The sequence below is a fragment of the Streptomyces sp. NPDC050085 genome, from assembly GCF_044460595.1.
Taxonomy (GTDB): Bacteria; Actinomycetota; Actinomycetes; order Streptomycetales; family Streptomycetaceae; genus Streptomyces.
Window position 1 is genome coordinate 757,128 of record NZ_JBITJZ010000001.1, and the last position, 13,625, is coordinate 770,752.

Below are 13,625 nucleotides of genomic sequence, written 5' to 3' on the forward strand. Positions count from 1 at the left end.
GGGACTCCTCTCATGACCGACCTGACGAACCTGAAGATCGACCGGGCGGGCCGCGTCGTCACCGTGCGCCTGCACCGCCCCACCGTGCTCAACGCCCTCAGCCAGGCACTGATGACTGAACTCCTCGACGCGCTGCGCCCTTTGGACCGCGACCCCGGGGTCGGCTGCTTCGTCGTCACCGGCTCATCGGACCGGGTCTTCGCCGCGGGCGCGGACATCAAGGAGATGGCGGGCAAGAGCGCGGCGGAGATGGCGAGCGAGGACTACTTCGCGGAGTGGGAGGAGTTCGCCGCCTTCCGTACGCCGAAGATCGCGGCCGTCAACGGCTATGCCCTGGGCGGCGGTTGTGAACTGGCCATGATGTGCGACTTCGTCATCGCCGGTGAGTCAGCGGTCTTCGGCCAGCCGGAGATCACGCTCGGTGTCATCCCGGGCATCGGCGGCACCCAGCGGCTGACCCGCCTCGTCGGTCACGCCAAGGCGATGGACCTCGTCCTCACCGGCCGCACCATGGACGCCGTCGAAGCCGAGCGCTGCGGCCTGGTCGCCCGCGTGGTCCCGGACGACCAGGTCCTCAAGGAGGCGACGGACGCCGCCGAGACCATCGCCTCCTACTCCCGCCCTGCCGTGACCGCCGCCCGCGAGGCCGTGGACCGCGCCCTGGAGACCGGCCTGCGCGAGGGCGTCCTGTTCGAACGCCGATCGTTCCACGCCCTGTTCGCGACCGAGGACCAGAGCGAGGGAATGCACGCCTTCCTGGAGAAGCGCACCCCCAGGTTCCAGGGAAGGTGAGGCCGCGCCTCAGCCGGTGTGCCGGAGTTCGTGGGCCTCCGCGAGCAGGAGGTAACTGGCCGCCGTCCAGGTGTAGGCACGGTCGCGAAGGCCGCCGCCGGTGAGCGCGTCGAAGTTCTCGGCGAAGCCGTGGCTCTCGCACAGCGCGCGGAAGCGGGCGCTGATCTCGTCGGCGAGCCGCCGGTGCCCGGCGCGGCGCAGGCCGTCCTCGACGAGGACGGTCGCGGGTGCCCAGATCGGGCCGCGCCAGTAGCCGTCCGCGCGGTAGTGCGGCGAGCCGGGATGCTCGGTGGCGAGGCCGTGCGCGGTCAGGTGGGTCTCGATCCGTGCGGCCAGCGCCTTGGCCACGCCCTCGGGCAGGTGCTCGCCCAGGACGATCGGCATCAGGTCGAGCAGCCCCGAGGTGCTCCAGGTCTCCCCGCTGTCCGCGCCCCGCGTGACGAACCGCTCCCCCCTCCACAGCTCGTCGAGCAGCGCGGTCTGGGTCCGCTCCGCACGGTCGCGCCACGCCCGCGCATCGTCGGTGAGGCCCAACTCCTTTGCCAGTGCGGCGAGTTCACGCAGTTGCAGAACCAGGAACGCGGCGAGGTCGGCGGTGACGACCACGCGTTCCGGATCGAAGGCCGTGGCGTTGTCCCAGCCGCTGTCGTTGCCGTGCTGGTAGTGGGGCAGGGCCGAGCCCGGGGCGCGGCGCGCGGTGAGCCAGAAGTCCGTCCAGTGCCGCACCTTGTCGTAGAGGTCCGCCAGTTGGGCGTCATCGAGCGGCTGGGTGAGGCGTCCGCGCAGATGGCCGAGGGCCCACCCGTGAATGGGCGGTTTCACGAAATTGCGGAGCACCTCCGAGTGGGTCACCGAGTCGGGCAGGGCGCCGCTCTCCTCCTGGTGGTCGAAGGGCAGCAGGAACTGGTCCCGGGCCAGGGCGGGCGACCCGGGTGCCAGGGCGAGGGCGTTGAAGCAGTGGTCCCAGCTCCACACCTTGTCCATCCAGTGCTTGGACATCAGCACCGCGGGCCGGGTGACCAGGCCGGCCGGGGCGACCGTCGCCGACCACAGGACGTACGCGGCGAGTTCGGCGGCCGGGGTGCGCGCGGAGCGCCAGGGGGCCACCGCGTCGGCGAACGCCGTGAAGTCCCGCTCCGCCGTTGCCACGACCTCCTCGAACGACGACCGGGCGGTGTACGGACTGCGGGCGCTGTCGATCTCCTCGATGGCCGCCTCCCAGGTGCCGCCCGCGTCCGCGCCGATCGTGAGACCGCGGTCGACGGCGCCCAGGCCCTGGCCGCCGTCGACCGCGTGCACGGCACCCGACAGCACGGTGACCCGGTAGCGGCACCCCGTCTCGTACGAGGTGAACACGTACGCCTCGTCCACCGGATCGCGGAAGAAGTACGTGCCGGTGAACGGTGTGAGCCGTTGTGCCGCCGCCGCGATCCGCAGGGCGGGCCCGTCACCGCGCAGACGGACCGTGTCCGGTGATGCGTAGGCGAGGCCGATGTGCCCGCCCCCGGGGACCGTCCAGGTGAGCAGGCCCGGGGTCGCCGTGACGCGGGACTCGGAGCGTTCGCCGGCGGCGGGCTCGAGGGGGACGAGGCGCAGGACGGCGTGCATGCCGTTCTGATGGGAGACGAGGTGCAGGTCGTCGGCGTACGACTTCTCCGCCAGTACCGGGGAGATCCCGAACCAGGATCCGAAGGTGCTGAAGGGGATGTCGCGGACGGAGAAGGCCGGGCCGGGACGGGCGGCGGTCATACGGTGGGACTCGATTCTCGAGGAAAAGAAGAGGAAAAGAGAGGAGGGGAGCGGGAGTTGGGAGGTCAGTCCTTGACGGCACCGGCCGTCACACCGGCGGCGACGTAGCGCTGGGCGAGGACGAGGACGACCGTGGCCGGCAGGGAGGCCACGACGGCGGTGGCCATGATGGCGTTCCACTCCTGGTTGTTGTTGCCGATGTAGTGGTAGATGCCGAGGGTGATCGGCTCGTGGGCGCCGCCGTTGACGAGGGTGCTGGCGAGGACGAAGTCGGACCAGGACCACAGGAACGCGAACAGCGACACGGTGACGACGGCGTTGCGGCTCATCGGCAGGACGATCGACCAGAAGGCGCGCAGGTCCCCGGCCCCGTCGGTCTTCGCGGCCTGGAGGAGTTCGCCGGGGATGCCGGACATGAACGCGGTGAAGATGAGGACCGCGAACGGGACGGCGAGCGTGGAGTCGGCGACGATGAGCCCCAGGACCGTGTGCAGGACGCCGAGTTGCAGGTAGATGGCGTAGAAGCCCATCGCCATGATGATGCCGGGGATCATCTGCGCGGCGAGCAGGACGAAGCTGAGGACGCCGCCGCCGCGTGGGCGCAGTTTGGCCAGGGCGAAGCCCGCGGGTGCGGCGATCAGGACGGTGAGGGCCACCGTTCCGAGGCCGACGACGAGGCTGGTGCCGAGGTAGGGCAGTTGTTCGTCGAGGACTCTGCGGTAGCCGGACAGGGTGCCGTGCAGGGGCAGCAGGTCCGGGGGGTCCTTGCGCATGTCCTTGTCCCGGGTGAACGAGACGTTGACCATCCAGTAGACCGGGAAGAGCATGACCGCGGTCAGCAGGATGCCGATGGCCGTCTTCCACCACGTACGACGGCTGGGGTGCGGGGATACGACGCTCATGACAGGGCCTGCTTCCGCTGGGCCCGGACATAGATCAGGCCGAAGACGAGGGCGGCGACCACCAGGAGGTTGCCGACGGCCGCGCCCGGCCCGAAGGCGGGCAGGAGATTGCCGAACCCGAGCTGGTAGGACCAGGTGGCGAAGGTGGTGGAGGAGTCTGCCGGGCCGCCCTTCGTCATGATCCAGATGATGTCGAAGACCTTGAGCGTGTAGACGAGGCCGAGCAGCAGCGTGATCGCCGAGACGGGGCGAAGGAGCGGGAAGGTGATGCTCCAGAACCGGCGCCAGGCGCCTGCCCCGTCGAGCGCCGCGGCCTCGTACAGGTCGGCCGGGATGGACTGCAGGCCGCTGTGGAGGACGACCAGGTTGAAGGGGACGCCGATCCAGATGTTGGCGAGGATCACGGAGGTCAGCGACCAGGACGGTGACGTCAGCCAGTTGACGGGACCGATGCCGAGCGCGTGCAGGGCCGCGTTCACGATGCCGGAGTCGCTGTTGAGCATCCATGACCACGTGGACGCCGACACGATGAGCGGCAGCAGCCACGGTACGAGGAAGAGGGCGCGCAGCGTCGCCGAGAGCCGGAAGTTCTGGTGGAAGAAGACCGCGAGGGCCAGGCCGATGGCGTACTGGAAGGCGAGGCAGGCGGCGGTGAAGACGAGGGTGTGCAGGAGGGCCGGGGTGAAGGTCGGGTCGTCGAAGACGGTCCGGTAGTTCTTCAGGCCCGTGAAGGGCGCGTCGCCCTGGACGAAGGAGCGGACGGTGTAGTTGCGCAGGCTGAGGTCGATGTTGCGGTAGAGCGGATAGGCGTAGAAGAGAGCCAGGTAGAGCGTCACCGGGGCGAGGAAGCCCCAGGCGGCCCACTGGGTGGAGGTGGGGCGGCGGCGGGACCTGGCGGCACGGGGCGGGGCGGTGGGCACCGCCGGGGCGTGGGCCTGTTGCGTCGTGGGAGTCATCGGCGATCCGTCAGTTCCGATCCGTCGGGTTCCGGTGCCTATTTGTTCCTATTTTTGCCTATTCGTGCCTATTTGACGGCGGACTGCGCCGAGGTCAGTGCGTTCTTCGGCGACGTGGATCCGCTGAGCGCGGACTGGACCGCCTTCCACAACTGCTCCGAAATCTTGGGGTACTTGGTGCCGAGGTCGTCGGCGGTGCGCCCCTTGGCCGACTTGACGGCCGCCACCCACGGCTTCAGCTCGGCGTTCGCCGCGACCTGCTTGTCCTGCACCTCGGCGGTGGGGGCGACGTAGGAGAGGGTGGTGTCGGTGTCGTAGAGGTTCCCGGTGCTGGTCAGGCAGGTCGCGAGCTTGCTGGTGGTGCCGTAGCGTCCGGTGTCCTGCTGGACGGGGACGGTGACGAACTCTCCGCCGGTCGGCGCCGCGGCGGTGCCCTGCGCGCTGGCGGGGATGGGGAGCACGCCGTAGTCGATGCCCGCCTTCTTGGCGCCCGCGAGCTGCCAGGTGCCGTTCTCCGCGAAGGCGTAGTCGCCGCTCGCGAACTCCTGCCAACTGGTCGTCTGGGTGTTGTTGAGCACCGAGTTGGGCGCATACCCGTTCGTCAGCCAGCTCTTCCAGAGCGTGAGCGCCGACTCGCCCTGGGCGGAGTCGAGTTGGGTGAGCTCGGCGCCCGCGCCCCAGAACCAGGGCAGGAACTGGAAGGTGCCCTCTTCGGTGCCTATGGCCGAGAAGGTGATGCCCTTCTTGCCCGCCTTCTTGACCTTGGCGAGCGCGGCCGTGAGGGTCGTCCAGTCCTTCACGGAGGCGATGTCCACGCCGGCCGCCTTGAGCACCTCCTTGTTGTAGTAGAGGGCGAGGGTGTTGGCGCCGATCGGGGTGCCGTAGGTCTTTCCGCCCAACTGGCCCGCGGCGAGCAGGTTGGGGTCGGCCTTGGAGGTGTCCAGCTTGGTGTCGGCGGTCGTGGTGAGGACGCCCGCCTCGGCGAGCGTCGACACCACCGGGTTGTCGACGATCAGGAGGTCCGGGGAGTTGCCCTGTTGCGCCGCGAGCAGCGTCTTGTTCGCCAGGTCGCTGGTGTCGAACCCGGTCCGCTTGACCTTCACACCGGCCTGGGTGCCGCACTTGTCGAGGAGTTTCGTCCACGCCGAGCCCTTGGCGAACTGCGGGTAGGGGTCCCAGACGGTGTACGTGCCGCTGCTCTGGCCCTGGCTGCCGGAGCTCCCCGAGCCCGAGGAGCAGGCGGTGGCGGCGACGAGACAGACGGCTGACGACAGTGCCACGGCGGCGAGGCGCCGTCGAGAGGTGCTGTGCATGGTGGGTCCTTCGTCTTGGAGGGGCACGGGGGTGCCGCGGGAGAAGCGGGCACGTCGAGCCGCCGCACGTACCGACAGGCCGACGGTGCAGGGTTCTCGGGCGTCAGGAACGCGGAGCCCGGGCAGCCGGACCTGTGCTGGACCGCAGCGAGATCGGCGGCGTGAGCAGATGGTGCCGGGCGGGCGCCTCGGGGTCGCCGAGCCGCTCCACGAGCAGTTCGACGGCGCGGCGGCCCAGTTCGGCGGCCGGTACGTCGGCCGCGGTGAGCTGCGGCGTCACGGTCTCCGCCCAGCGGGCGGCGACGACTCCGGTGACGGAGACGTCGCGCGGCACGTGGCGGCCCGCCTGCGCGAGCCCTCGGTACAGGCCGCCGAGCGCGGCCTCGTTCAGCGTGACCAGGGCCGTCGTGGCCGGTTCGTCGTGGAGGATCCGCTCCACGCAGGCCTGTCCTGACGCGGCGTCGTCGCCGCAGCAGTACGTGCGCACGGTCAGTCCGCGCTCGGCCGCGGCCTTGGTGAAACCGCTCAGGCCGCGGTGCGCCGACTCGTAGCCCGCGCGCAGCAGTTGCTCGGGCCGGTTCACGAACGCGATGTGCTCGTGGCCGAGGTCCGCGAGGTGGTGGACGCACGCCGCCGCGAGTGCGGTGTGGTCGAGGCCTACCCACCACCCGTCCTCCGGACGGGCGGTACGGCCGATGGCCACGGCGGGAAAGCCCAGGGCGGCGAGATGGTCGGCCCGGTCGTCCTCCAGCCTGATCTCCATCAGGATCGCGCCGTCCACCCGCCGCTCGCCGAGCAGGCGCTGGAAGGAACGGTCACGGTCCATGCCGCTGGGTGACAGCAGCACGTCGTAGTCGAACGCGGCGGCGGCCTCCACCACACTGCCGATGAAGTCCAGCTGCATGCCGGTGTAGTGGTCCCCGGCCGGCGGGAAGACAAGGCCGATCGTGCTGGTCCTGCCGTTGGCGAGGGCACGGGCGCTGGCGTTGGGCCGGTAGCCGAGCTCGTCGATCACCTGCTGGATCTTGCGGCGGGTGTCGTCGGAGACGGGGCGCTTGCCGGACAGCGCGTAGGACACGGTGCTGCGCGAGACACCGGCACGCCGGGCGATCTCACCGATGTTCACGGCAACTCCTAGCTCCGACCGAGGGGGTCGACGGGATCGACGGGATCGACAGGATGCAGTGCGAGCCGGGATCCGTTGTCGAACCGGTTCGCGTGAGGAGAAGGTAGGAAGGCGCCAGATGTCTGTCAACACCTTTGACAGACACCGCAGTTGAAACAGGATCGTTCGCATCTCTTCCCGTCAAGGGGATTGCTGGGCGATCGCGCCACTGCTAGCTTCCCCGAACCGGTTCGACACGGAGATCCCTCCGGACGGCCAGGAGCCGACTCAGGCCCTGGGCCTGTCTGACGATTCCCTTCGTCGCCCGAAGGGCGGCTTCGCTCCAGGTGACCGGTTCGACCCACGCATCCCGCCGCTACTCACTCCAGGGATTGAGGACGCGATCCATGCCCTCCACCGACAGACCCGCCCTGCGCCGCGAGGCCCCTGCCGCCGTGGCCGCCGCTCTGGACGCGGGCCTGCTGACCGCACCCGCCGCCCCTGCCGACCCGCCACGGCCCACCGCCCACTACACCTTCGACCAGGACGATCTGTCCTCGGGGAAGATCGCCGACCGCTCGGGCAACGGGCTGACGGCCGGCCTGGTGAACGCCCACACCGCCGGATCCGTAGCGGGCCCGGACGGCGGCCGGGCACTGGCCCTGCCTGGCGGAGCGTCCGCCGCGGACGGCGCATACGTCCGCCTCCCGCGTGAACTCCTCGCAGACACAGCCGACTTGACGGTCTCCGCGCGCGTGAAGTGGAGCGGCGACAACGCGCCGTGGCAACGGATCTTCGATCTGGGCAGCAGCACGTCGACGTACCTCTTCAGCACGCCCTCCGACGACAGCGGAGTACTGCGCGCCGCCGTCACCGCCGGCGAGGGCGGCTCGGAGGCCCGGGTGAGCGGCTGCGCGGCGCTCCCGTCGGACCAGTGGCGCACGGTCACGGTCACGCTGGACAGCTCGGCGCAGCGCCTGACCGTATACCTGGACGGTGTCGCGGTCTCCTCCGCCGCGACCCGCGCCAAGGCCGGTGACCTGCTGGGGAGTTCGGCCACGCAGGCGGGCTTCATCGGCAGGTCCCACCACCTGGACCCGCTGTTCAAGGGCGCGATCGACGACTTCACGGTGTGGCACGCGGCGCTCACTCCCGAGCAGGTGGCCGGTACGGTCAGCGGGCAGCTGCCGACCCTGCGGGAGATCTCGAGGACCGCCTTCGAGGTCCGCACCACGACGGGCACCGCCCCGCCCCTGCCGCACGCGGTCCGCTCGTCCTTCTCCGACGGCTACGACCGTGACACCGCGATCGTCTGGGACGCCGTCCCGCCCGAGAAGTACGCCGAGCCGGGAAGCTTCACCGCGACCGGAACAGCCGCGGGACGCACGACGAAAGCCACCGTCGCCGTCGCCCGCGCGGGGCTGCTGACCGTCGACCTGGGCAAGGACACGGGCGCCTTCCACGGGGGCGCGTCGGGCACGCTCTACGGCGTGTACGGCCCGGACGTCCCGACGAACAACCTCCTCGAGGGCATGGGCCTGCGCACGGTCTCCACGAAAGCGCAGGACGGTCCCCAGCACCCGGGAGCCGACGCACTGGAGGTGGTGAAGCCGCTGGCCGACTCCACCGACGGCGACGTGTACATCTATATGACGGACATCCACCGCGGCTTCCCGTACGAGTGGCCGGGCGACACTCCGGAGCAGAAGCTGGGGCTCTACGAGGACCAGGTCGCCAAGCAGGTGGACCAGGTCCTGACGCTACCGGAGCAGTACCAGGACAACATCGTCTTCGTACCGTTCAACGAGCCCGAGGGCAACATGTTCGGCACCGGCAACTGGTCGTACAACAAGGTCAGTTGGCTCAGCGATCCGCACGACTACTTCGCCGCCTGGGACCGGATGTACCGGCTCATCAAGGGCAGGATGCCGCACGCCCGGATCGCGGGCCCCAACACCAGCGTCCTCTACGACCAGGTGAAGGGCTTCGTCGCCCACGCCCTGGCCGCCGGCACCCTGCCCGACGTCGTCACCTGGCACGAGATGAGCCACCCCGAGGCGGTGCGGGAGAGCGTCGCGAAGTACCGGACGTGGGAGAAGGACCTCTTCAAGGGCACGACGTACGAGAACACCCGGCTCCCCGTCAACATCAACGAGTACGCCTTCAATTACCACACCTCGGTCCCCGGCCAGATGATCCAGTGGGTGTCCGCGATCGAGGAGTCCAAGGTCGACGCGGACATTGCGTACTGGAACATCGACGGCAACCTCTCCGACTCCGCCGTGCAGTCCAACCGCGCCAACGGCCAGTGGTGGCTGCTGCATTCGTACGCCTCGATGACCGGCCGCACCGTCGCGGTGACACCGCCGTTGCCGGGCGAGAACTACACCTTGCAAGGCGTCGCCACCCTCGACAAGGAGAAGCGACAGGCACGCCTGCTCTTCGGCGGGTCGAACGGCGAGGGCCACATCGGCTTCGACAACATCCCGAAGACGGTCTTCGGTGACCGTGTGCACGCCTGGGTGCGGGAAGTCGGGTGGAGCGGCCAGATCGGCGACTCCCCCGGCCCGAAGCTGCTCACCGAAACCGACCTGAAGGTAAGCGACGACGGCAGGGTTACCCTCGACTTCGGCGACGGCAAGCTGCCGGACCTGGACGAGTCATCGGCGTACGAGATCGTCCTCAGCCCGACGGGAGGAGCGACGAACTCGCAGGTCCCGCCCGTGCGTTGGCAGGGTTCGTACGAGGCGGAGGACGCCGCACACACCGGTTCCGGCTACTCGAAGAACGGTCCCGAGGGGTCGCCGGTCGACGTGTCGATGTTCTACACCTCCGGCGGGTACGACGTGGGCGGCCTGCGCACCGGCTCCGACGTCACGCTCGACTTCACCGTGGACGTGCCCGAGGACGGCACGTACGACCTGAGCGTCTTCGCGAACTCCCTCAACACGTACGACAAGGTGCAGGAGCAGGGCCCGACCAATGTCTTCCTGCGCGTGGACGGAAAGGCGGACGGGGAGCAGGAGTTGCACCTCCCGCTCGCCTACAAGTGGGTGGTCTGGGACCACACCGACACCACGGTGAAGCTCACCGAGGGCAGGCACACCCTCACGCTCGCCGCACGAAGCCTCGACGGCAGGCGCACCACGAAGGGAGACGCGGTCGTCGACCGCCTCACGCTCTCCCTGCCCGCGCCGTCGGCAGCCACCCAGGTGTACGAGGGTGAACTGGCCTGGCTGGGCGGCGGGGCACAACCCGTCTACGGCACGTCGGCGGCCGCACGGAGCGGTTCCGGCGCGGCCCGTCTCGCGAAGGACCAGACGGCGACCTTCTGGGTGTACTCCCGCGCCGACCGCGAGGCAACCCTCCAGCTCGACACGCTCGGCACACCGAACGCCCGCCTCGCCGTCAACGGCCATGACGTCCTGCACGTCACCAAGGGCACGAACCGGGTGGCGGTCTCCCTCTCCGGCGGTCTCAACAAGGTGACGGTGAGGGGGAGTTCACCGCAGACCCTCGTCGACCGGCTCACCGTCACACCCACCGAGGGCACACTCAAGGCGCGTACGTACGAGGCCCAGGACGCGGCGCTCGCCGGTTCGGCCAGGCTCACCGAACTGTCGCTGGCCAGTGGCGGCACGGCCATCACCGACATCGGCGGCGCCCCCGGCAACGAGAACACGGCGACCTTCACCGTCGAAGCCGACCGCGACGGCCGCCACGCCCTGCGGATCCGCTACTCCAACCCCGAGCAGTCCCCGGCCACCCACTACAACCCCGACCCGCTCGCCCGTCACGCGGACATCACCGTCAACGGCGGCGCCGCGCAGCGCGTCGGCTTCCCGCACACCTTCCATCAGAACAACTTCTGGGAACTGACCGTCCCGGTCGACCTCGCGAAGGGACGGAACACGATCACGTTCGGCTCCGAGGAACTGCCCGACTTCGACGGCACCACCTACGCGTCCGAGACGTTCCCCGGCATCCTGCTCCGCTCCCGCCATGCCCCGCTGATCGACCGGATCACCGTGGCGCCGTACGCACGGGAGGTGCGATGAGGTGAGCCGAGGGGCCTGCTCGGCGGCGAGCAGGCCCTTCTCGTTCTCACACCACTGGACGAGTGTGCAGCCGGTGCGGTCGGCGGTGTTCTTGTAGATGTCCAGGTCCGAACTCCAGGTACGCGGTTCTCCCTTGCCCTTGTTCCGGCGGTTCGGCCGAGGTACTGGCTCGTGGCCCGCGGCAGGAACGCCCCGTGCCCGGCACGGCCCTTGAACTCCCGCCCTCGATGACGATCTCGCCGCGTGACAGCACCGTCTCCACCCGGCCCGTGACCCGAAGTCGGGTTCGGCGAGGTTGTCCGTCGACAGGAACAGGTACTGCGGACACGTCTCGCCGAACACCGCCAGGCCCTCGTCGCGCGCCCGCGCGATCTCGGTCACCGCTTCCGTCGCCGAGACGCGCACGACGTACACCGGCGCTCCGGCCACCTGCGCCAGCTTGATCACACGGTGCGTCGCCTCGGCCTCGAGCAGGGCCTTGCGGACCTCCCCGTGGTAGCGCGGGTCGGTCTCACCGCGCTCCAGGGCCTGTTGGACCAGCACGTCGATCGCGATGCCGTTCTCCGCGTGCATCATGATCAGGCCGCCGTTGGCGGCCCCCTTCTGCATCGCGCGCAGGATCTTCCCGTCGTCGCTGTAGAAGACCCCCGGATACGCGGTGAACAGCTTGAAATCTGGTCGCCGCGAGGAACCTTGCGGGGCTTGTCGATCGCCATGGCGACGGCTGCTTCCAGGGCATCGACGACGAGGGCGGAGCGCATGTGCTCGGCCATGGACCAGCCCACCACCCGGCGCGAGTGGATGTCGATGACGGTGGCCAGATACATCCGGCTGTTGCCGACCGGCAGATAGGTGATGTCGCCGCACCAGCGCACATTCGGCCGGGGCGCGCAGAAATCACGCTCCAGAAGGTCCGGTGCCTTCGGCGCACGAGCATCGGGGATCGTGGTCCGTTTTCCCTTGCGAAGGATCTCCTTCTCCAGCTCCAGCTCACGGACCTGCTTGCGCAGCCGCTTCAGCTCCTCGCGCTCCGCCGCGTCACCTGCTCACCGCCCGCGCCCGCGCCCGCGGCAGGGCCCTGGCCACCGAGTTGCTCCTCGGACCCCACGATCCGGTCTTCAAGAGATGTCCACGAACGGGGGCAAACCCCAGTTGGCAGCACACCCACCGCGGCGTACGGGGCCCGCCGCACGCCGCGCGTACCTGAGATCACGCGGGCGACGCTGCCGCCCCGGGGTCCCGGGGCGGCTCGAAGGGGGCCGTCAGCTGCACTTCACGTAGACCGCGTCCGCCGCGTGGTGTGCGTCCGTCGAGCCGTGCGAGTTCCAGTCCTTGCCCCGGTCGTGCAGGACCACCGCCAGCCTGCCGTCGCTGATCCGCACGTTCGGGGCCGCCACCCACTGCCCTTGATGGCTGGGCTGGTCGACGGTGAAGCTCGTGGAGCCGCCCGCGGAGCTGACGGTGTAGTAGGACGGATGGCCGCCCACGTGCCGGATGTCGGAGGACGCCGGGACGTGCACACTGACGCTGCACGTGCCCGAGGTGACGAGGCCGCCGGTACTGAAGGACCAGGTGGCGTAGTTGCCCGCGTCGCTCCCGTGGCCGGACATCGGGACGGAGCGGAACCGCCCGCTGCAGCCGTTGGACGCGTACCCGCCCACGGCCGTCGTCCACTGGTCGTCGTCGTTGGCCGTACGCGACGAGCCGTGCTCGCTGTAGGAGGCGCCGGACCCCGAGCAGTGCGGGCCCGCGTAGGCCGAGAACACCTTGGCGGGCGCGGACTTGGACCCCGAGCCCGCGGCGGCTCCCCCTCCGGCCTTGGCACCGGAGTCTGAGGTGCCGGAGCCTGAGGTGCCGGACGACTCGACCGCCCCGGCCGGTGACGGCTGGTCGGCGGGCGCGCGCTTCCCGGGGCCGGCGACCGCGTCGTTCTTGGGTGCCGGCGGATTCGACGCCGAACCGCGCTTGCCCCCGGGCGACTTGCCGCCGTCGGCCTGCGCGCTCGGCACGTATCCGGACGGGGACGCGTCCGGTCCCGCGTATCCGGCGGCGGCGTTGTGCCCCTTCTTGTCCTTCGCGTCGTCCCCGGAGAAGGCGCTGATGACGAACGGCGCCGCGAGCAGGAGGACACCGCCGATCGCCGCGGCGGCGACCATCGGCGGGGATATCCGGTGCGTGTTCCCCGGAGCCCCTGCCGCCCCGGAGTCCGGGTCCGCGTCACCCGAACCGCCGCCCGCGGCGGCAGCGGTCCGCCGGGAGCGCAGCCAGGAGAACCGGGCGAGGCCGGAAGCGGCGGTTGCCGCCCCTGTGGCCGAAGCGCCGGTGACCTGCGCCGATTCGGGGGCCTCCGCCTCGGACGACGACTCCGCGGGTTCCTTCGCCGCGGCCCCGGTGACCACCGACCCGCTCTCGGCCTCGGGCTCGGTCTGCGCGGCCGCGGGCTCCCGCGGATGCGCCGGGCCGCCGCCGCGGAGCGCCGAGGCGACCTCCGCCGCCGTCGCCGGCTCGGTCGCCGCCTCGGCCTCGGCCTCCGCTTCCGCTTCCGTCTCGGCCGCGACCCCGCTCTCCTCGTCGGGCCCCGACTCGGGCTCGGACTCGGGAGCGGCTTGCGCCGTCTCCGGGTCCGCGCCGATCACGCCTCTGCTGAGCGACGCCGTAGCAGGGCGCGGCTGCGCCTCCGGTGCCGTGCTCTCCTCCGCGTCGGGCCCGTCGCCCTCCGCCGTACCGTTCTCGCTCCTGTTTGCGGTCAT

8 protein-coding genes and 2 pseudogenes are annotated in these 13,625 nt (G+C 70.3%); 2 read left to right on the plus strand and 8 right to left on the minus strand.

What is annotated here, in order from left to right; translation table 11 throughout:
• Positions 1–12 precede the first annotated feature (12 nt).
• Complete coding sequence (locus tag ACIBUY_RS03090; protein ID WP_399151541.1) at positions 13–792, plus strand: enoyl-CoA hydratase-related protein; 780 nt, start codon at positions 13–15, stop codon at positions 790–792.
• Between the two features lie 9 nt (positions 793–801).
• Here ACIBUY_RS03090 and ACIBUY_RS03095 read toward each other — a convergent pair whose 3' ends face one another.
• The 5 genes from ACIBUY_RS03095 to ACIBUY_RS03115 form a co-directional block, all read right to left on the minus strand.
• Positions 802–2,541 carry an amylo-alpha-1,6-glucosidase gene (locus ACIBUY_RS03095; protein ID WP_399151542.1) on the minus strand — a complete coding sequence of 580 codons (1,740 nt, stop codon included), beginning with the start codon at positions 2,539–2,541 and terminating at the stop codon, positions 802–804.
• Between the two features lie 65 nt (positions 2,542–2,606).
• Positions 2,607–3,443 (minus strand): carbohydrate ABC transporter permease, encoded by an 837-nt coding sequence (locus ACIBUY_RS03100; protein ID WP_365573875.1) that lies wholly within the window; start codon positions 3,441–3,443, stop codon positions 2,607–2,609.
• The gene (locus ACIBUY_RS03105; RefSeq protein ID WP_365573878.1) at positions 3,440–4,399 is read right to left on the minus strand and encodes a sugar ABC transporter permease; all 960 of its coding nucleotides are present in this window, start codon (positions 4,397–4,399) and stop codon (positions 3,440–3,442) included. The genes ACIBUY_RS03100 and ACIBUY_RS03105 overlap by 4 nt, the downstream gene beginning before the upstream one ends.
• A gap of 68 nt (positions 4,400–4,467) precedes the next feature.
• Entirely contained in the window at positions 4,468–5,712 is a 1,245-nt protein-coding gene (locus ACIBUY_RS03110) for an extracellular solute-binding protein (protein ID WP_399151543.1), read from the minus strand.
• A gap of 103 nt (positions 5,713–5,815) precedes the next feature.
• Positions 5,816–6,838, minus strand: coding sequence for a LacI family DNA-binding transcriptional regulator (locus tag ACIBUY_RS03115; protein ID WP_365573884.1), 1,023 nt, complete (start codon positions 6,836–6,838; stop codon positions 5,816–5,818).
• A 386-nt stretch (positions 6,839–7,224) separates the two neighbouring features.
• Between ACIBUY_RS03115 and ACIBUY_RS03120 the strand changes: the two genes are divergently transcribed.
• Positions 7,225–10,875, plus strand: a complete 3,651-nt coding sequence (locus ACIBUY_RS03120; protein ID WP_399151544.1) for a LamG-like jellyroll fold domain-containing protein — start codon at positions 7,225–7,227, stop codon at positions 10,873–10,875.
• Between the two features lie 276 nt (positions 10,876–11,151).
• Here ACIBUY_RS03120 and ACIBUY_RS03125 read toward each other — a convergent pair.
• The 3 genes and pseudogenes from ACIBUY_RS03125 to ACIBUY_RS03135 all read right to left on the minus strand — a co-directional run.
• Positions 11,152–11,547: pseudogene (locus ACIBUY_RS03125) on the minus strand (dihydropyrimidinase); the annotation flags it as partial.
• A 47-nt stretch (positions 11,548–11,594) separates the two neighbouring features.
• Positions 11,595–11,843 (minus strand): annotated as a pseudogene (locus tag ACIBUY_RS03130) (DDE-type integrase/transposase/recombinase); the annotation flags it as partial.
• A gap of 294 nt (positions 11,844–12,137) precedes the next feature.
• Positions 12,138–13,625 (minus strand): hypothetical protein, encoded by a 1,488-nt coding sequence (locus ACIBUY_RS03135; protein WP_399151545.1) that lies wholly within the window; start codon positions 13,623–13,625, stop codon positions 12,138–12,140.